At 60.6% G+C, this 19,891-nt stretch carries 13 protein-coding genes; 2 read left to right on the top strand and 11 right to left on the bottom strand.

Translation table 11 applies throughout. The features are described 5' to 3' along the window. On the bottom strand, positions 1-4,650 hold a 4,650-nt coding region (locus PMI29_RS17765; RefSeq protein ID WP_007996992.1), incomplete at its 3' end, for a dermonecrotic toxin domain-containing protein. 218 nt (positions 4,651-4,868) lie between these two features. Here PMI29_RS17765 and PMI29_RS17770 point away from each other — a divergent pair. Next, entirely contained in the window at positions 4,869-5,903 is a 1,035-nt protein-coding gene (locus tag PMI29_RS17770; protein WP_007996991.1) for an alpha/beta fold hydrolase, read from the top strand. 101 nt (positions 5,904-6,004) lie between these two features. Here PMI29_RS17770 and PMI29_RS17775 read toward each other — a convergent pair whose 3' ends face one another. The 7 genes from PMI29_RS17775 to PMI29_RS17805 all read right to left on the bottom strand — a co-directional run bounded on the left by PMI29_RS17775 (position 6,005) and on the right by PMI29_RS17805 (position 14,612). Continuing rightward, entirely contained in the window at positions 6,005-7,333 is a 1,329-nt protein-coding gene (locus PMI29_RS17775) for a sigma-54-dependent transcriptional regulator (protein WP_007996990.1), read from the bottom strand. Beyond that, positions 7,330-9,231: a sensor histidine kinase gene (locus PMI29_RS17780; RefSeq protein WP_007996989.1), complete on the bottom strand. Its 1,902-nt coding sequence runs from the start codon at positions 9,229-9,231 to the stop codon at positions 7,330-7,332. Before PMI29_RS17780 ends, PMI29_RS17775 begins: the two co-directional genes overlap by 4 nt. Before the next feature lie 217 nt (positions 9,232-9,448). Beyond that, positions 9,449-10,183, bottom strand: coding sequence for an amino acid ABC transporter ATP-binding protein (locus PMI29_RS17785; protein WP_007996988.1), 735 nt, complete (start codon positions 10,181-10,183; stop codon positions 9,449-9,451). Then, a complete protein-coding gene (locus PMI29_RS17790; RefSeq protein WP_033052275.1) occupies positions 10,180-10,851 on the bottom strand; it encodes an amino acid ABC transporter permease in 672 nt (223 codons plus the stop codon). Before PMI29_RS17790 ends, PMI29_RS17785 begins: the two co-directional genes overlap by 4 nt. After that, positions 10,851-11,597 carry an amino acid ABC transporter permease gene (locus tag PMI29_RS17795; protein ID WP_007985720.1) on the bottom strand — a complete coding sequence of 249 codons (747 nt, stop codon included), beginning with the start codon at positions 11,595-11,597 and terminating at the stop codon, positions 10,851-10,853. The genes PMI29_RS17790 and PMI29_RS17795 overlap by 1 nt, the downstream gene beginning before the upstream one ends. Positions 11,598-11,791: 194 nt before the next feature. Beyond that, on the bottom strand, positions 11,792-12,706 hold the full coding sequence (locus PMI29_RS17800) for a glutamate/aspartate ABC transporter substrate-binding protein (protein WP_007985718.1): 915 nt from the start codon (positions 12,704-12,706) through the stop codon (positions 11,792-11,794). 277 nt (positions 12,707-12,983) lie between these two features. Continuing rightward, positions 12,984-14,612: a glucan biosynthesis protein D gene (locus PMI29_RS17805; RefSeq protein ID WP_007996986.1), complete on the bottom strand. Its 1,629-nt coding sequence runs from the start codon at positions 14,610-14,612 to the stop codon at positions 12,984-12,986. Between the two features lie 418 nt (positions 14,613-15,030). On the opposite strand from PMI29_RS17805, the gene PMI29_RS17810 reads away from it, so the two are divergent. After that, the gene (locus PMI29_RS17810) at positions 15,031-15,216 is read left to right on the top strand and encodes a hypothetical protein (protein ID WP_007996985.1); all 186 of its coding nucleotides are present in this window, start codon (positions 15,031-15,033) and stop codon (positions 15,214-15,216) included. Positions 15,217-15,522: 306 nt separating this feature from the next. On the opposite strand, the gene PMI29_RS17815 is transcribed toward PMI29_RS17810, so the two are convergent. From PMI29_RS17815 to PMI29_RS17825, 3 genes are all read right to left on the bottom strand, one after another. Beyond that, positions 15,523-16,029 carry a BRO-N domain-containing protein gene (locus PMI29_RS17815; RefSeq protein ID WP_007996984.1) on the bottom strand — a complete coding sequence of 169 codons (507 nt, stop codon included), beginning with the start codon at positions 16,027-16,029 and terminating at the stop codon, positions 15,523-15,525. Between the two features lie 638 nt (positions 16,030-16,667). Further along, the gene (locus tag PMI29_RS17820; RefSeq protein WP_007996983.1) at positions 16,668-18,152 is read right to left on the bottom strand and encodes an APC family permease; all 1,485 of its coding nucleotides are present in this window, start codon (positions 18,150-18,152) and stop codon (positions 16,668-16,670) included. A 242-nt stretch (positions 18,153-18,394) separates the two neighbouring features. Then, positions 18,395-19,819: a gamma-aminobutyraldehyde dehydrogenase gene (locus PMI29_RS17825; protein ID WP_007996981.1), complete on the bottom strand. Its 1,425-nt coding sequence runs from the start codon at positions 19,817-19,819 to the stop codon at positions 18,395-18,397. Between the last annotated feature and the right edge of the window lie 72 nt (positions 19,820-19,891).

Below are 19,891 nucleotides of genomic sequence, written 5' to 3'. Positions count from 1 at the left end.
CCCCCCCAGCCTGTTCCTGGCTTCTGCCAGCAACGGGCCGACATCGGTCGGCAGTTCCGGCTGCACGGAGCCCGCTGGCTCGCTGAGGTGATATTTGCCACTGGAGCGCGGTAGCCAGGTTTCCGTGCGGCCATCGACGCCTTCGATGGTGAAGCGCTTTTGCCGGGTGACGGCGTCGGTGCTGGCGATACCGATCAGCAACTGGTTGTCTTCGGTCTCGAACAACTGCTGCCCGGGCCGTCCTTCTTTAGGCACCACAGAAGGGCGCGTCTTGATGGCATGGCGGGCGAAATCCTCAACCTTGTCGAGGTTGTCCAGGAACGCGGTGACTTGCTCCAGGTCCAGGTGTTGCGGGTAGCCGAGTGTCCAGGCGCCCAACTGACGGCGGAACTCGATATAGGTGGCCAGGCAGTCTTCGAGGACTTTGTTGCGCTGGCTGACGCTGGCGCTCACCTGGGGCAGGTGATGTTGCGTCAGTAACGCGCGGCCGACCTTGTTGCGGGCTGCTTTCAACTGCACGTGGAAGTACATCCAGGACAGATCGGTCACCGCGTCATAGCGGGCGATGATTTCCAGGGTGTGCGCCGTTTTCAGATAGAAGTGATTGGTGTCGCTGAATTTTTCATTCACGTTCGCCATGTCCTGCGCCATCTTCGATTTTTGCATCCGGTTGGTGATTCGACGGTTCCATCGATTGGCTTCCTCGACTGTCGTATGGAGCTGATCGAAGTCTTTGAGAAAGTCTTTGCGGACCTGCTTGCGCTGCGCTATGAGCTGCAAGTGCGCAGCGGTGCCAGAGAGCGGTGTGGTGTCTGAGCGGGCGATCAACTGATCGATACGGTCGAGGTGCTCCACCAGCCGTTCCTTGATCAGGCCGATCCGTCGCACCGAACGGTCGACGATGATCCAGGCGCAACGGCTTTGAATGTCTTCGATCTGTGTGCGTTTGCGGCCATGGCTGTACAGCATCAGCTCATCGAGATTCAGGTATTGGGCCTGGGCGATGTCGATATCGTTCGCGCAAGCGGCATCGGCACGGACCCGAAAGGCCGGGCGCTGAAGGGGTTCGAGGGCGAAGTAGTGCTTCAGCGTTTCGTTGCTGCTGCGGGTCTGAACATCGAGACGCCGGGTATAGGCGTCGGCGGTATTGGTCAGGGTCAATTGCCGACGCAAGGCGCGGTCCGTCCACCAGCGCGGCAGCCGGTTGCGAATGGCGGCAGGCCAGATCGGGTCGAGCCCGTCGGCCATGTGTCCGAGCACGGCACCGCCGCCCACGCCACCCCCTTCGATCACTGTGCCGTACACCGCGTAGTGGGTGTTCCACTGGCCTGACTCATCCAGGGCGATTGGCTGTTTGTAGGTCCGGCTGCTGGTGCCGCTCAAGCGCCAGCGGGGTGGATTGCCTTCCAGTTCGATGCGATAGATCCGCCCCTGTCTGAGCATGAAGTCGCCGTCGGCGTGTCGATACACGTTGCGATAAATGCCTTCGGTGCCCGGGTGCAGACCCGCGAGGGAAATCGGCTTTTCATATTCATAACCCTTGAAACGTTCCAGCGAACGCCGTGCCTGGTGTTGCGTCGATACCTGCAAGGCGCGCGGACTTTTGCCCAGCGCCCGCCACTGACGACTGCGCGTGGCAACGCGGGCAGTAGCAGGGGTGGCAATGGTGCCAGGGAGAATGTCCATGGCCGCGTCGATCAGCGACAACAGCACCGCCTCCACCTCGGCCAGACCATGGCCGACATCACCGCGCAGGAAGGCCGCCACCGCCAGGTTGGCGCTGTTCCAGGCGTCGTACAGGGCGATGGTCGCACCGACGAAGGGCAGCATGCCCACGGCCATTTTCAAGTAATTGAACATTGCGCCGGACTTCAAGGCGACCTGCTCCAGGTACAAAGCGTCATTGGAGCGTGATGTCGCCCGATGGGCTTCCAGCAAACGGCCCATGTGCACATTCAGCAGATGCGCTGCCAGGGAAGTGCTGGCTGGCCAGGGCGTACCGACGCCGATCAGCCCGTCGAAGTTTTTCAATCGGGCCTGGTTGATCCGACTGACGTGGTGGGCGATATCGCCCTTCAAGGCTCGACCGGCCAGGTAGTTGACCATCGAGCTGCGCAGGCAATCGTTGAACAGGCGCATCCGCGCCTGTTCAAGGCTGTCGAACTGGCGCAGATAAACGCCGTCGGGGCTGTCGGGCAGATACAGCAGGGTCAGGCCGCTGACGTGCTCCACGATAAAGGTGACGCCGGACAACGTGCTCGGTCCCTGGGCGTGGGTGTCCTTGCCGCCCACGGTCAGGTGCGCGGGCAGCAACTCGATGCGCTTGCCGTTGCTGGCAAAGGCTTCATGGCTGCTGGCGTCGATGGCGATTTCCAGTACTTGCCGGCCGTTGGTATCGATGTCCTTTGCCAACTCGGCGAATTCGCCTTGCAGGCGAAGCATAAGGCGCCACGGCTCAGTCAGACATTCGCGCCGATATTCATTGCTGAACGTCGATGCCGTCGAGGGGCCGAGAAAGGTCTCGCGGATCAGCGTTTCATATTGCCCGGCCAGATCCAGTTCGGTGACCAGCTTGCGCAGCCAGGACGCATTGATGGCGCTTTTCAGTTTCTGTTGTTGCGCGGTGTCGACCCCGCAGACCTCGACCCGCATGAACGACAGTCGCCACAGCATTTGCTGATCGATATTGCCCAGCGCCAGCTCACCCAGGGACAGCTTGCTGCGCTGCTCGCTGGCGACCAGCACATTTTGCTGAGGGGTGCCTGGTGCGGCGCCTTCAATGACTACTTTGCGCCAGCTGGTGGAATCCGGAACGTCGAGCAGCACCTGCGCCGCTTGAGTGAGGTCGAAGTCCTGGCGCAGCCGGGCGTCGACAGCCTTGATGGCGAAGGCTTCCCGTGACGGCAGTTCGCGTTCGAACCACGCGTGGGAGCGCTGCATCGCGGCGATCCAGGATTTGAACAGCGTCTTGAGCCGGTTACGCTGCACGTTGGGCAGTTCGCTATGCCACGACGGCAATTGAGCGGCCAGCGCACTGCTCTGGTTTTGCTCGACGAAGCGTGCGTACGCCCAGTCCCGGGCGGCGGATTGGGGGACGGTCAGGCAGGCGAGGGCCTGTTCGCGCAGTTTTTCCAGTTCGGCCACACGCTGGCTGGTACGAGGCGGAACAGGATTGGCGGCGATGATCCGGGCCGCCTGTTGTTCACAGCTGTGGAGCTGGGTTTGCAGGGCGTATTCAAACGGCGGACTGCTCAGCGGCAATACGTGCAGTGCCAGGGCAAGGTCGTTGACCGGGCGTTTGAACAGCGACTGTTCCAGCAGCTGTCGAGAGGCAAACCGTTGCAGTCCACCGAAGCGTCCGGGCCAGTAGAGCAACAGGCTGTCGGTCGAATGCGCCAGCAACGCCGAGGGTTTGGCAAACAGTAGAACGCCGTCCAGTTCCTCGGTTTGCGTGCGGCGGGTGTCACCTTCGGTGTCGGTTGCCGACAGTTCCAGCCGCGCGACCACCAGGTCGGCCGCTCGGGGCTGACCGGGGGCGTCCAGCACACTGATGAGCCATTGATGCTCTTCACTGTTGATCTGATTCAGGCTCAATTGCAGTTCGGCTTCGGCGCGCAAGCCGTCTTGGCGTGCCTGGTGCAGGGCGGCGTAATGCGGGCCCGCCTGGTGGCGCAACTCCAGCCATTTGAGGGCATCGACGGTGTTCAGTAGCGCCGTCGCGGCGGCGCTGCTGGCCTGCTCGGCAGCGCTGAGGGTCTCGAGTTGCTGGTGCAGGCGTTGCAGACGCGGATCCTTGGCATCCCCCGAAAAGTCATCGCCGAGCAGACTCTCCAGGGCCGTCCGTTGTTGTGCCAGCGCGCGGTGACGCATGCCCAAGGGAATATCGGGACTGAGCTGGCCGAACAGGGCAGCGTTGTCGCCTGTCTCCACAGGTGGCTGGTCGGGGGGCGCGACCAGCACGGCAGCATTGCCGGGCCGGTCCGCGGGGGCGACGGACAAACGGGACAGCAGAGCTTCGGCGCTGGTGTGCAGCACAGCCTTGTCGAGGACGGTGTAACCGACATTGACCTTGTCCATCGACAGTCGGGGCTGGTCGAACCGCTGTGGTTGATGCTCGGTCAACCAGCGCTCCAGTTCAGTTCGGCTTTGAAAGATCATCCAGGCGGATGAATGCGAAGGCAGATACAACAGCTGAGCGACCGGTTGATCGGTATCCCGGGTGATGACCAGCGCGCCCGACAGTTGGGCAGACAGACCGTTGTCATCATTGAGAGTCAGCTGTTCGACGTACACGAGGTGCGGGTCAGGCGTTGTTGTTTGCGCTGGCGGGTCGATAAGCGCCAGTAACATTTTGATCTGCCCGGCATCGAGGATGCCTTGGGCAAACGCCCATTGGCTAGAGACCTCGAAATGCTGGCGATACAAGCGGATGGCTTGTTCCCGACGCGAGCGATCGGTGCCGAGCGCGCGTGCGCTCCACCAGGCGGTGTCGAGGTGGACTTGCGAGCTTTGCGCCATGAGGGTGCGCCACTGGTCGCAGCATTCGTCCCAGCGCGCCGAGGCGCTCAGGCTCAGGCCTTGATCCGGGTTTGCGGGCAATGGGAGGGTAAGGCCGAAATCGGCCGTAAGGGGGGTGGTTTCGTCAACCATGACGATGAGTCTCCAGAAGACCGGGCCGTGCCGGCGTTACGGGCATTAGAGGTCCATCGTCAGGGGGGCAGGTGGTACATAGTTATCGCGGGGCCGATTTCGACGCCGGATGACCGCCCGGCACTCTTCATCAAACTGTCATGGAACTGTGGCAGCGCGCTTGAACAAACTTCATCAGACTCGCGCTCTACTGGGGTTCTGCGTTTTGGTGTTTTTTCATGGGTGCTGCATTCTTTTCACGAATCATATTTCTGGCCGTGCTGTTGTTCGGCCTGCCGTCCCAGGCGGCTTCGCGTTGTGACGTCAATGTTCCGACCGAACGGGTGGATCTGGCCCAGGTAAGCCTGGCGTACCAGAGCATCGGCCGTGCGTCGGACCCGGCCTTGCTGCTGGTGATGGGCCTGGGCGGGCAGTTGATTCACTGGCCGGACGAGGTGGTGGTCGCCCTGTGCCAGCAGGGCTTTCGGGTGATCCGCTATGACAATCGCGATGTCGGCCTGTCGACCTGGCGGCAAGCACCGGCCGAAGCCAACCTGACCTTCGAAGTGCTGCGCTACAAACTAGGATTGCCGGTGTCGTCGCCGTATTCGCTGACCGACATGGCCGACGATGGCCTGGGCTTGATGGACGCCTTGCATATCGATCGATTCCACGTATTGGGCGCCAGCATGGGCGGGATGATCGCCCAGCACATGGCGGCCATGGCACCGCAACGGGTCGAGAGCCTGACCCTGATCATGACCACTTCCGGAGCCGAAGGCTTGCCGGCGCCGAGTGCGGCGCTGGTGCAATTATTGTCCCGGCGCGGCGCACCGAACCGCGAAGTGGCCCTGGAGCAGCAGGCCGACCTGCTGGCGGCACTGGGCAGCCCGATGGTCACCGATGATCGCCAGGCGCTGCTGCATCAGGCGGCACTGTCCTATGACCGGGCGTTCAATCCCGAGGGCGTGAAACGCCAGATCATGGCCATTCTCGCCGAGCCGAGCCGGGTGGCGCTGCTCAACCAGTTGCGGGTGCCGGCGCTGGTGGTGCATGGCACGGCCGACCCGCTGTTGCCGGTGATGCACGGGGTGCATCTGGCGGCGCATCTGCGTGGCAGTCAGTTGATCCTGATTCCGGGCCTGGCCCATCGTTTCCAGGAGGCGTTCAAGGTGCCGTTGCTGGCGGCGGTGTTGCCGTACTTGCGCGAGCACCGTGAAGACACTTCGCACTGGGCGCAGATCGAGCCCGTGGCCGATCACAATCTCCTGTAACCCCCCAATCCAATGTGGGGCAAGCTCTCTCCCACAGGAGAATGCATCTATCCGTGAAAGCGTAGCCAGACAGTCACCAAGGCAGTGGCCACCACCACCCCCTAGTGACTTAGCCCGTACTTTTTCACTTTGTCGAACAGCGTGGTCTTGGCCATGCCCAGTTCCTGGCTGGCCTGGGTCAGGTTGCCGCCGCTGCGTTGCAAGGCATCGCTGAGCAGGTTGCGCTCGAAGGCTTCCACCGCTTCGGCAAACGCCAGGCCCTGATTGCCGCCGCCGGCACCGGGTTTCTTGAACGCAGGCAGGCCCAGGGCAAAGCGCTCGGCAACGTTGCGCAGCTCACGCACGTTGCCCGGCCAGTCGTGGCTCATCAGGTTCGAAACAGTCTGGTTGTCCAGTTCCGGCACTGCGCGGTCGAAGCGCAGGGACGACTGCTGCAAAAAGTGTTCGAACAGTTGCAGGATGTCCTCGCGGCGCTCGCGCAGCGGCGGCAGTTCCAGGGTCACCACGTTGAGGCGGTAATACAGGTCGCTGCGGAATTCGCCGGCCTTGCTCGACTCGTCGAGGTCGGACTTGGTCGCCGCGATGACGCGGCAATCCACCGCTACGCTCTGGTTCGAACCGAGGCGTTCGAGGGTGCGTTCCTGCAACACCCGCAGCAGTTTGATCTGCAAGGGCAGGGGCATGCTTTCCACTTCGTCGAGGAACAGCGTGCCGCCGTCGGCATGTTCGATCTTGCCGATCCGTCGTTTGCCCGCGCCGGTAAAGGCGTTGGCTTCGTGGCCGAAAATTTCGCTTTCGAAGAGGTTTTCCGGCAGGCCACCGCAGTTCAGGGCGACGAACTGCTTGGTGTGCCGCCGACTGAAATCATGCAGGCAACGCGCGACCAATTCCTTGCCGGTGCCGGTCTCGCCTTCGATCAGCACGTTGGCCGAGGTATCGGCGACGTTGGCGATCAGTTCCCGCAGGTTCTGCATGGCCGGCGAGCGCCCGATGATCCGCCCTTCGAGGGAGTCGCGTTCGGCCAGCTGCCGACGCAACGACGAGACTTCCCGCGCCAGGCTGCGTTGCTCCAGGGCGCGGCGGGCGACATCCACCAGGCGCTCAGGGGAGAAGGGCTTTTCCATGAAGTCGTAGGCGCCTTTTTGCATGGCGCCGACGGCCATGGAGATGTCGCCGTGGCCGGTGATCAGCACCACCGGCAGGCTGCGGTCGCGGGCCTTGAGCCGGGTGAGCAATTCCAGGCCATCGATGCCCGGCAGGCGGATGTCGCTGACGACGATGCCGGCGAAGTTGTCGCCGACTTGCTCCAGGGCTTCTTCGGCGCTGCCTACGCCGATGCAGGGAATGTCTTCCAGGGTCAGCGCCTGTTGGCAGCCGAGCAGCACATGGGGGTCGTCTTCGACGATCAATACACTAAGGTCGTTGTTCATATTGGCTCGGCGGGAGTGGGGCTTACCAACGGTAAACTGAGGACGAATGCGGTACCACCGCTGGCCGGGTGCTCGACACCCAGGTGACCGCCGGTGGCGGCGGCGAGGCTGGCGGAAAGGGTCAGGCCAAGGCCCAGGCCCTGTTCGCCGGGTTTGGTGGTGAAGAACGGTTCGAACAGGTGCTTGCGCGCTTCGGCGTCGATGCCGTGGCCGTTGTCTCGCACGCGCAGTCGATACTTGCCATCGAATGCTTCGCCTTCGAGCCACAACTGCGGCAGCGGTTGCGCTTGCATGGCGTCGAGGGCGTTGCCGATCAGGTTGACCAGAATCTGCTCCAGGCGGGTCTGGTCGATTTGCACCTGCACATCGGTGAAGTCGCGGTGCAGTTGCAGCTGTATGTGTTCCACCCGGCCGCCGTGCAATTGCAAGGCCGCGTCCACCGCTTTGCCGAGGCAGGCCTGGCCCTTGTCGTCCCCGCGCCGGGCGAACGAGCGCAGGCTGGCGGTGATCCGGCCCATGCGGTCGATCAGTTCGTTGATGGTCTTGAGGTTGGTGCTGGCCACGTCGAGCTGGCCGCGTTCGAGGAAGCGCACGGTATTGCCGGACAAGGTGCGCAGCGCCGCCAGCGGCTGGTTCAGTTCGTGGGCGATGCTGGTGGACATCTGGCCGATGGCCGCGAGTTTTCCGGCCTGTACCAGTTCATCCTGGGCGCGGCGCAAGGTCTCTTCGGCGAGGCGGCGTTCACGGATCTGGCCCTTGAGCCGTTCGTTGCTGGCGCGCAGGTCGGTGGTGCGTTCGGTAATCCGACGCTCCAGCTGGTTGTTGGCTTCCTGCAAGGCTTCCCGGGCGGCGAGACGGGTAGCGATCACCTTGCGCCGCTCGTTCCAGGCGATCAGCAGAAAGGCGCAGAGGGCAAACGCCACGGCCACCAGAATCCCCTGGTTGATCGCTTCGCGACGCAAATCCTGTAGCGGTGTGAGCAGGGTGAAATTCCATGGCGTATCGCTCAAAGGCCGGGTTTGCGCCAGGTAGCTGATGTTTTCATCGTCGGACACCAGTTCGCTGTTGGCCGGGAACGTGAGCTTTTCTACGCCTTCGGACAGGGTTTCCCGGGCCAGCGGCTGCAGTTCGTTGAGTGGGAACCAGTAGTACTGCAGGCTGCGGGCAAGTTTTTCCTTGGTTTCTTCGCTCAGCGGTACCACCGATTTCAAGCGTCGAGCCGGATCGCTGGAGAGAATGATGATGCCGTTCTCGTCGCTGACGAAGGCTTCCAGGCGCGCCCGCTGCCAGCGCTCTTCCATGGCTTCGAGACGCACCTTGACCACCGCCACGCCGATGATCTTGCCGTGTTCCTCCAGGCCATGGGCCAGGTAGTAACCGGGTTCGCCGTTGGTGCTGCCGATGCCGTAGAAACGCCCGGGCTGGCCGCGCACGGCGTTCTGGAAATAGGCGCGAAAGGACAGGTCTTCACCCAGGTAACTGTCGACATCGCGCCAGTTGCTGGTGGCCATCACGCGGCCAGTGGTGTCCATCACGTAGATGGCCCGACTGCGACTGCGCCGGTTCAGGCCTTCAAGGTAATCATTGACCGATTGCCGGTGTTCCGGGGTCGGGTCGGCCAGCAACTGCGAAACGCTGGTTTCGAGCTCCAGCAGGCTGGGCAGGTAGGTGTACTTGCTGATTTCGCTTTCGACAGCACGGGCGTGCAGTTCCAGCTGACGCTGGCCGTTCTCGCCAAGGCTGCGAATGCCATAGTGTTCACTGCTCCAGAAGCCGATATAGCCCAGACCGATCATCATTGCGATGATCAGCGGCGGCAGGAACAAATGACGAATCAGACGGGGTTTCACGGCGAGTGATGGCATTGCTGCGCGATAAAGATTGGGGTCGCATTTCATCACAGATGCCTTGGGTCAACCACAACACTTGATCGTGAACAAGCACTGGTGTGGGGGTGAGCTTTGTGGCGAGGGGGCTTGCCCCCGTTCGGCTGCGCAGCAGTCGTAAACCCTTGGCATGCGGTTTGACGTTGAAATGCCGGGGCCGCTCCGCGACCCAACGGGGGCAAGCCCCCTCGCCACAAAAGCCCGCTTCCACAGGGGGAGCGGTGTTTTCTTAGTGCTGCAGAATCTTGTTGAGGAAGTGCTGCGTACGATCGGCGCGGGCGTTGATGTCGCCGAAGAACTCCTCTTTCTTGCAGTCTTCGATGATCTTGCCGGCATCCATGAAGATCACCCGGTCGGCCACTTTACGGGCGAAGCCCATTTCGTGGGTCACGCACATCATGGTCATGCCTTCGTGAGCCAGTTGCACCATCACGTCGAGCACTTCGTTGACCATTTCCGGGTCCAGCGCCGAGGTCGGTTCGTCGAACAGCATGACGATCGGGTCCATCGCCAGCGCACGGGCAATTGCCACACGCTGCTGCTGACCGCCGGAGAGTTGGCCGGGATGCTTGTGGGCATGGGCGGAGAGGCCGACGCGCTCGAGCAGTTGCAGGCCTTTCTTGGTGGCTTCTTCCTTGCTGCGGCCCAGCACCTTGATCTGCGCGATGGTCAGGTTTTCGGTGATGGTCAGGTGCGGGAATAGCTCGAAGTGCTGGAACACCATGCCTACGCGCGAACGCAGTTTCGGCAGGTTGGTCTTCGTGTCGGCGATGGAGGTGCCGTCGACCACGATATCGCCTTTCTGGAACGGTTCCAGGGCGTTGACGCACTTGATCAGGGTCGATTTGCCGGAACCGGATGGCCCGCACACCACGATCACTTCGCCTTTCTTGACCTCGGTGCTGCAATCAGTCAGTACCTGGAAGTCCCCATACCACTTGTTGATGCTTTTGATAGAGATCATACGGCGAACCTTTTTTGCAGACGCTTGACCAGCTGCGAGGCGGCAAAGCTGATGATGAAGTACACGAGCCCCGCGAATACCAGGAACTCATTGGAGCGGCCAATGATGTCGCCACTGGCGCGCGAAGCATTGAGGAAGTCCACCAGGCCGACCGCGTAAACCAGCGAGGTGTCCTGAAACAGGATGATGCTCTGTTGCAGCAACAACGGCGTCATCTTGCGGAACGCTTGCGGCAGGATGATCAGGCGCATCATCTGGCCGTAAGTCATGCCCAGTGCCTGGGCAGCGCCCATCTGGCCCTTGGGAATCGACTGTACGCCGGCGCGGACGATTTCGCAGAAGTACGCCGCTTCGAACATCATGAACGCCACGATGCATGACGCAAACGCGCCGATCGGCGTGTCTTCGCCGGTGATCCAGCGCAGCACGAACGGCACCGCCAGGTAGAACCAGGTGATCACCAGCAGCAACGGAATCGAACGGAAATAGTTAACGTAGGCGCCGGCGATGTTCGACAGCAGCTTGCTGTGGGACAGGCGCATCAACGCCAGGATGGTGCCGAGGATGATCCCGCCGACCACGCCCATGGCCATCAGCTTGAGGGTCATGATCATGCCGTTCCACAGGCCCGGCAGGGACGGGATGATGCCCGAGAAATCGAATTCCATCATTTACCCCCTACGGAGATCAGGCCCGGTACGGCGACTTTCTTCTCGACCAGGCGCATCAGCAACATCAGGCTCATGTTCAGGGTGAAGTAGATCAGCGTTGCCAGGGTAAAGGCTTCGAACAGGTTGGCGGAGAACTCGGCGGTCTGTTTGGTCTGCGCGAGCAGTTCCATCAAACCGATCAGCGAGGCCACGGAGGTGTTCTTGAAGACGTTCAAAAATTCCGAGGTAAGCGGCGGAATGATGATCCGGTAGGCCTGGGGCAGCAGCACGTTCCAGTAGATCTGCGGCAGCTTGAAACCCATGGCGCGGGCCGCGGATTCCTGGCCTTTTGGCAGGGCCTGGATACCGGTGCGCACCTGTTCGCAAACCCGGGCGGTGGTGAACAGGCCCAGGCACACGACGACGCTAAGGAAGGCCGAGGTGGTCGGGTTCAGATCCTGCTTGTACCACTCTTGCAGGTCCGCCGGCAGCAGGTCGGGTACCAGGAAGTACCAGATGAACAGCTGAACCAGCAGCGGCACGTTACGGAAGAGTTCGACGTAGCAGGTGGCGATGCCCGATACGATGCGATTCGGCACGGTACGCATGACGCCCAGGATCGAGCCCAGTGTCAGGGCGATGATCCAGGCCGCGATGGCGATGCCGATGGTCCAGCCCAAACCGGTCACGTACCAGTCGAAATAGGTCTCGCTGCCCACGCCGGTGGACTTGAAGAACACGCCCCAGTCCCAGTTGTAATTCATTAGGGTCTCCCCTCAGTTCAATCGATGTACAAGTGCCCGCTTGGGGGAAGCTCCGTTCCCGCCTGTCCTTGAGGGACAGGCACACGCGCTCGGCTCGACAGCCACCGGTTCGAGTGTTTCCAAAAAATGCCAGCAGGAAGTGACCACCTCCTGAAAGGGCGAGGGCCCTCTCAGGAGATAAGGTTAGTCAGAAATCAGGATTTCTTGTCGTCAGCCGCTTTATCGGTCGGTTTGGCGATCAGGGCCTTGAGCTCGTCGCTCATCGGGAAGTTCAGGTTCAGGCCTTTTGGCGGGATTGGCTGCATGAACCACTTGTCGTAGATCTTGTTGATCTCGCCCGATGCGTAGGTGGCCTTGATGGCGTCATCCACAGCCTTTTTGAACGGCTCGTCGCCTTTGCGCACCATGCAGCCGTAGATTTCGAAGGACTGCGGAGTACCGGTCACTGCCCAGTCTTTCGCATTCTTGGCCTTGGCTGCTTCACCTGCCAGCAGGGCGTCGTCCATCATGAAAGCCACGGCACGGCCGGTTTCCAGCATCTGGAAGGATTCGCCGTGGTCTTTGGCCGAGATGACGTTCATGCCCATCTGCTTGTCGGCGTTCATCGCCTTGAGGATGCGCTCGGACGTGGTGCCGGCGGTGGTCACGACGTTCTTGCCGGCCAGGTCAGGGAAATCCTTGTACTTGGAGTCTGCCTTGGATAGCAGGCGAGTACCGATTTCGAAGATGCCAACGGAGAAGTCAACTTGCTGCTGACGCTCGACGTTGTTGGTGGTGGAACCGCACTCGAGGTCCACGGTGCCGTTCTGCACCAGCGGGATGCGGGTTTGCGAAGTCACCAGGTTGTATTTGACCTGGAGATTCGGCATGTCGAGGTCTTTTTTCAGCGCTTCGACGACTTTCAGCTGGATGTCGTGGGAGTAGCCGACCGGTTTGCCGGAAGCATCCGCGATGTAGGAGAACGGAATGGAAGCGTCGCGATGCCCGAGGGTGATGACGCCGGACTCTTTGATCTTCTTCAGGGTGCCGGTCAGTTCGGCGGCGAAAACTGGCGTGCTGATCAGAGCGGCAGCAATGGCTGCGCCCAGGATATGGGGAACGATGCGCATCAAATTTTCCTCGACATTGTTTTTTTTATGGAGCCAGTTCATCGGCCCTTTTTGTGCTGCAAATGCCAGAGCGCTACTGAAAGTGCGCGCCAGGGACATTCGTCGAAGAAGTGTAGAGCATGACTCGTGCCAGACCAGTGCTAATTGGTCAAAGCATTGATTTATAAGGAAATTAAATATTTATGGCGCTCATATTGTGATCGAAGGATCCGGTTAACCGAACCGACCCGCAGGTCGCGTTCGGAAAACCGAATGGTGGCTGGGTGCTACCTGGGTGTCAGGTGTATTTGCGCTTGTCGGGCGCTGGCGGAAAGTACTGGTACAACCAGGTTTCACTCAGCGTGCGGTCGTTGGTGCGGATGAACAGGCGCAGCTCGACAGGCTCCACGCTGTCATTGGTCGGGTACCAGTCAAACAGGATGCGGTAGCCCTTGATGTCATCGAGCTTGAGCACGCTGAAATCCTTGACCTCGCCGTTCGAGCAAGTGACCACCGGCTCGATGCCCGCGCCTTCAGGCAAACGGTCCAGGCCGCCGCCGGTGAAGTCCACGGCAAAACGGCGGGCCCAGACTGGCGGGTAATGCTCGCCTGGCGCCCAGCCTTCGGTGAAGCCGCCCATGCCCGAACGGGTTGCATTGACCCGCGCCAGTGGTGTGCCGACCGGTGGCAGTGCGCTCCAGTAGAGCTTGTAGCCGTAGTTCAGCGAATCGCCGGCAGCCACTGGTTTCTTCGGGGTCCAGAAGGCGACGATGTTATCCATGGTCTCGCCGGTGGTCGGGATCTCCAGCAGATCGACCGAGCCTTCGCCCCATGCAGTGGTCGGTTCGACCCAAAGGCTCGGGCGGCGGCTGTACCAGTCGACGGTGTCCTGATAGCTGGCGAATTCGTGGTCGGTCTGCACCAGGCCGAATCCTTTCGGGTCCTTGTCGGCGAAGGCATTGAATTGCAGGGTCGCCGGATTGTTCAGCGGACGGCAGATCCATTCGCCGTTGCCGCGCCACATGGCCAGGCGATCGGAGTCGTGGATTTGCGGGTGAATGGTGTCGCACATCCGGCGTTCGTGGGTGCCGCAGCTGAACATGCTGGTCATCGGCGCGATGCCCAGTTGGTCGATGGCGGTGCGTGCGTTGACGTGGGCATCGATCTCCATCACCACGCGCTCGGCCTGGCAGTCGATATCGAAGCGGTAGGCACCGGTGGCGCTCGGCGAGTCGAGCAAGGCGTAGACCACGAAGCGGGTGCTGTCCTTGTCCGGCGTCTCGAACCAGAACTTGGTGAAGTCCGGGAATTCCTCACGTTTTTTGGCATAGGTATCGATGGCCAGGCCGCGGGCCGACAAGCCGTACTGGCCGGTGGCGTCCACCGCTCGGAAGTAACTGGCGCCGAGGAAGGACACGACGTCGTGTTTGTCCAGTTCCGGGGCCTTGAACAGCTTGAAGCCGGAGAAACCCAGGTCGCCCTTGAGCTGCGCTGTGTCGACCGTGGTGTTTTCATAGTTGAACAGCGACGGGCGGAAATGCACCTCACGCGCCTGGCGGGTCCTGGGGTCGACGCTGTACATGCGTACCGGCTGCCTGAACCCCATACCGACGTGGAAAAACTGCACATCCAGCTGACCGTTCAGGTCATTCCACAAAGAGTGGTTGGCGTCGTAGCGGATCGCGTTGAAGTTCTGCGGCGTCATGGTCGCCAGGGTCGGCGGCAACTGTTGCTTGGTGTCCTGGTAGCGATTGCTGGCGAGCTGTTTGGCCTGGAGTTTCAGCGCCTCGAAATCGAACGCGGTGGCCTCGCCATCAGCGGTGCCGCTGTTGGCGGCCCAGGCCTGGGCCGCCAACAGCCCCGTGGCGGACAAGCCGGTGTAGGCCGCAATGGCCATGGAGGCTTTGAGCAAATTCCTGCGGTGCATAAATACAACCTGTCGTGAGCAATCCCGCGCCGTTCCTGGCACGTGCTGGATCAGAAATATCGGTTCGGACATGCCTTCGGCCAAACGCAACGGACTGTAAAACAGATGCCGGGTAGCTTAAACCGTTCGATTGCAGAGCAAAATTGATTGATGGCACAGCGCCGGCTCGGCAATGAAACAAGACATGTCGGGAAACAATTCCGACAGGGGTTTCTGATTTACAGGGCATTTCTGCTTTTTTCGATTAATTACTCTAAAAAACGCTTTTCAGCGCCCGGAATATTTCTATTCTGTGCTCATGACCGGTTTATGCCCTTCGGACCGGTGCGGTTCAGTGAGCACCCGGCGGCTGCTGAAAAAGGGATAGGGCGATGCGGTTTTTTGCAGTTTCTTTGACGTCTAGAGAAGGACATCGTCCATGTCGAAAGTACAGAACATCACCGAAATGTTGGGAATCTTTCCATGTCTGGCCAGCGGACGGCAAAGACGCCGGCTGAACTCCGAGGAGATGAAACTGGTGGAGCGCTATCGGGAACTGTCGGAGAACGACCGGATTGCGATGCGGTATCTGGTGGATGCGATGAGGAGTGTTTCGCGGTTTTGAAGCAGGGTGGGTTACCGTGAGAGCCATTTGGCCTTTACGGTGGCCAGGCTGGTTAACCTGCCTGCATCAGCGTCGGCTATGCCAGCGTCTATTGCTTGCTGTCGGACAGATTGTTGGTCGAGCTTATGGAGGTACGCTTCTGCAAACGAGCTATCACATGGAATCATTTCTATGATGTTTCGTTTGACGCTGTGAGTCTCGTTCATGTGGATATAGCTCATTCAGCAGGACAATTAATTGAGAGGACTCAAACCAAAGGGACGGACTGTGAAGTCTGTCCCTGTTTGATCGGCTTGATTTATCCCTTCAACGGCAAGTGCCAGCGATTGGGAAGGGTCTCTGCACCTGCATCAACTCAGGCATGTCTCGCCACTTGATCCAGGCGTGATGTTGGTAATGCAGCAAGGGCACCGAAACTCCCGCCCAATTCAAGGAACTCAGGCTTGGCAGGTTATCCACAGGCGCTGATTTCGCATCACGCAGCGAGGGTATGACTTCGTTACTCAACCACTGGCGCAGGTTGCGGTTTTCCGGGACGAAGTGGTGAACCAGCAAGGCGTACATGCCTGATTCGCTGACCATCAGTGTTTCGACCGTTTTGCCGTCCTTGAGCAGACAGACGGTGCGACGTTGGTCGGGATCGAGTTTCAGGGTCAGGCGTTCATTGAGTGGCTTACCCATCAAGCGACCTAGATCCTGGGCACAGAACCAGGCTTGGTTGTCTTGCATGAAGGTATGGAGGAAACGGTTGTGGCGGGTGAAGACGGTGGGATCGAAATAGGGAAGAGGCGAGCTTTGAGGATGCATTGGCATGGCGTGATTTCCGTTTTGGCTTGGAAAGTCGCCACCAACCCTTCGACAGGTGGGTGGCGGACCGAGTGACGTTCGAAGCCGGGACACTTCCAATCAAAACGGAAGCCGGAAGGCCCGCGCCACACGGCCCGCCATAATGCAGAACTGAAGGCATAAAACAGCCACAGTTCTATGGGGGCACACGAGCACCGTTTTGACTTGTTCCGGCTTCGACTCCGGGTCGCTGATTTGGCAGCGACGGGGACGAAGCCTATCGATCAGGCGCTCGCGGCGCCAAGTCTACTCTGGCGACGCGTGTTGTAGGAATCGAGGGTTTTTCAGGAAGGGCGGATCTGTAGGATCTTGCTGGTTTTGTATAAAGCTGAGTGGTGCTGATCAGTTAAGCCAAAATACGATCTGTAGCAGCTGGCGTAGCCTGCGTCCGGCTGCGTAGCAGTCGTAAAGCCTGCGTGCGAGATCTTCCTGAAACACCGCGTGGTCTGATTTCACGACTGCTACGCAGCCGAACGCAGGCTTCGCCAGCTGCTACTTCGCATTTCGCTTTCTGAGGGTGGTGTTTCATGTCCCCTCAGCCCCTTATTGACTTGAAGTCCTGCCCGTATCGTTGCAGGCAGGGTCTCCAAGCGAGGGCGAATACCTTACCGACTAACCTTCCACGCATCCCCCGCAGGCGCCTTTCCGTGGTCATACGGCTTGGCGATCCACATGTAGAGCAAGCCCAAACCAATAACGATGGCAGTACTCAGGACCATGGCGTAGTTGATGTACCACGCGGCATCCGGTGTCCGTGGCCAGGCCATGTTGATGATGGCCCCGACACCATAGACCAGTGCGCCGACGTTCACCGCCCAGCCCCAGGCACCAAGGGTGAATTTGCCGCTCGGTTTCCAGCCTTTCATGCGGGCGTACAGAGCCCCGAGCACGATCATCTGGAACGCCAGGTAGATGCCGATGGCGGCGAAGCTGACGATGGTGGCTACTGCATCCTGCAGAAAGAAGCCGAGGATGATGATCAGCGCCGGCAGGACGCCGGATACGAACAGCGCGGCAACTGGAACCTGAGTCGTAGGGGAAATCTTCTTCAGCAGTCGGCTGCCAATAACCATTTCGTCGCGGGCGTAGGAATACAGCAAACGACTGGCCGCCGCTTGCAGGCTGATGACGCAGGAGATGAAGGAAATCATCACCACGCCCATCACCACTTTCGAACCCACCGGGCCAAATGCGTTGTTGAGGATGGTGGTGACCGGGTCCTTGTCGGTGCCATTGATCACGGCTTGCATGTCCGGCACGGCCAGGATCAGCGCCAGGCAGGCGAACATTGCCGCGATGCCGCCGATGTAGATGGTCATGCGCATGGCCACCGGGATCTTCTTGCTCGGGTTCGGGGTTTCTTCGGCCACGTCGCCGCAGGCCTCGAAGCCGTAGTACAGGAACATCCCCGCCAGCGACGCGGTGAGGAACGCCGGCAGGTACGAGCCGTCGACGCTGATATCGAAGGTGTTGAACAACACGCTGATGGGTTGATGACGCTCGAAAATCAGCAGGTAAACGCCGACGATCACCGCGCCCACCAGTTCGCAGAGGAAGCCGAACATGGCGATCCGCGCCAGCACTTTGGTGCCGCTGAGATTGACCAGGGTGGCGAACAGCGTCAGGAACAGGGCGATGATGATGTTGGTGTTGTTGCTCGGTTCAAAGCCCATCATGGCGGCGAGGTACGGGCCGGCACCCACGGCAACCGCCGCGATGGTCACGCACAGGGCGATGGAGTAGATCCAGCCAACCATCCACGCCCAGCGCTTGCCCACCAGACGGCGGGCCCATGGGTACACGCCGCCGGAAATCGGGAACTGCGAAACCACTTCGCCGAAGATCAGGCACACCAGCAACTGGCCGCAACCGACCAGCAAGTAAGCCCAGAACATGGGTGGCCCGCCAGCGGCCAGGCACAAGCCGAACAGGGTATAAACCCCGACGACCGGGGACAGGTAAGTGAAGCCCAGGGCGAAGTTTTCCCACAGGCTCATGCTGCGATTGAAGTTGGAGCTGTAACCCAGCTTGCGTAGTTGCTCGGCATCGCTGTCGGCAAGGGCTACAGAGAGATCGGGTGATGCACTCATGTGTGTTTTCTCCGGAAAATCGGCAGATTTCGGATGTCCGAAACCGTGGCGGGGCCTTGAGGGCACCGCCCGGATCGGTGGTTATTGTTTTGTCTTCTTTGGTGTGGAGCCTGGTGGTGCTGGGTGCCGGTTTCTTCCTTGAGGTTGCGGTGACGCCATCGCGAGCAAGCTCGCTCCCACATGAACTGCGCAGTACCTGTGGGAGCGAGCTTGCTCCGGGCGGCGTTCCGACGATGCTTTTTCTAGTGCTTGAACATCACATGCCGCACGACGGTGTAGTCCTCCAGCCCGTACATGGACATGTCCTTGCCATAGCCGGACAGTTTCTGACCGCCATGAGGCATTTCGCTGACCAGCATGAAGTGCGTATTCACCCAGGTGCAGCCGTAGTGCAAGCGGGCCGACAGGCGATGGGCGCGACCGACGTCGGCGGTCCACACTGACGACGCCAGGCCGTATTCCGAATCGTTGGCCCAGCCGAGTACCTGCGCTTCATCGCTGAATCTGGTCACCGACACCACTGGCCCGAACACTTCGCGACGGACGATTTCGTCGTCCTGCTGCGCGTCGGCCAGTACGGTCGGCTCGAAGAAGTAACCGTTGCCGTCGACTGCTTTACCGCCAGTGATCAGACGGATGTGCGGTTGAGCAATGGCGCGTTCGACGAAACCGGCAACGCGGTCACGGTGTTGCGCGGTGATCAGCGGGCCGAGTTCGGTAGACGGATCGTCCTGCAGGCCGTACTTGATGCTGCTGACCGCAGCCCCGAGTTTCTCGACGAACTTCTCGTAGATGCCTGCCTGGGCATAGATGCGGCAGGCGGCGGTGCAGTCTTGCCCGGCGTTGTAGAAACCGAAGGTGCGGATGCCTTCGACGGCGGCGTCGATGTCGGCGTCATCGAAGATGATCACCGGGGCCTTGCCGCCCAGTTCCATGTGCATGCGTTTGACGCTGTCGGCGGTGCTGGAAATGATGTTCGACCCGGTGGCGATCGAACCGGTCAGCGACACCATGCGCACTTTCGGGTGGGTGACCAGCGGGCTACCGACGGTAGGACCACGGCCAAATACCAGATTGAGCACGCCGGCCGGGAAGATGTCCGACGCCAGTTCGGCCAGGCGCAGGGCGGTCAGCGGGGTTTGTTCCGACGGTTTGAGCACCACGGTATTACCGGCAGCCAGGGCCGGGGCGATTTTCCAGGCCACCATCATCAACGGGTAGTTCCACGGCGCGATGGAGGCGATCACACCCACCGGGTCGCGACGGATCATCGAGGTATGGCCCGGCAGGTATTCGCCACCGGCCGAACCGCTCATGCAGCGGCTGGCGCCGGCGAAGAAGCGGAACACGTCGGCAATCGCCGGAATCTCGTCGTTCAGCGCGGCGCTGTAAGGCTTGCCGCAGTTGTCCGATTCCAGTTTGGCCAGCTCTTCGCCGTGGGCCTCAATGGCATCGGCGAGTTTGAGCAGCAGCAGCGAACGCGCTTTCGGCGGGGTTTGCGACCAGCTCTCGAAAGCGGCGTCGGCGGCGCGCACGGCGGCATCGACCTGGGCTTCGCTGGCTTCGTTGATCTCCACCAGTACATGACCCAGCGCCGGGTTGAACACTGGTTGGGCGGGGCCTTCGCCGTCTTGCAGTTGGCCGTTGATCAAGAGTTTGGTTTGCATGGTTCTGTCCTCGTTGAAACTTTTATTTTTCTGCCGAAACCGAATCCCTGTAGGAGCGAGCTTGCTCGCGAA

The sequence above is a fragment of the Pseudomonas sp. GM49 genome (genome assembly GCF_000282355.1).
Classification (GTDB): Bacteria; Pseudomonadota; Gammaproteobacteria; order Pseudomonadales; family Pseudomonadaceae; genus Aquipseudomonas.
The sequence above is the reverse complement of the archived record's forward strand: the minus strand, read 5'-3'. Positions and strand labels throughout refer to the sequence as shown.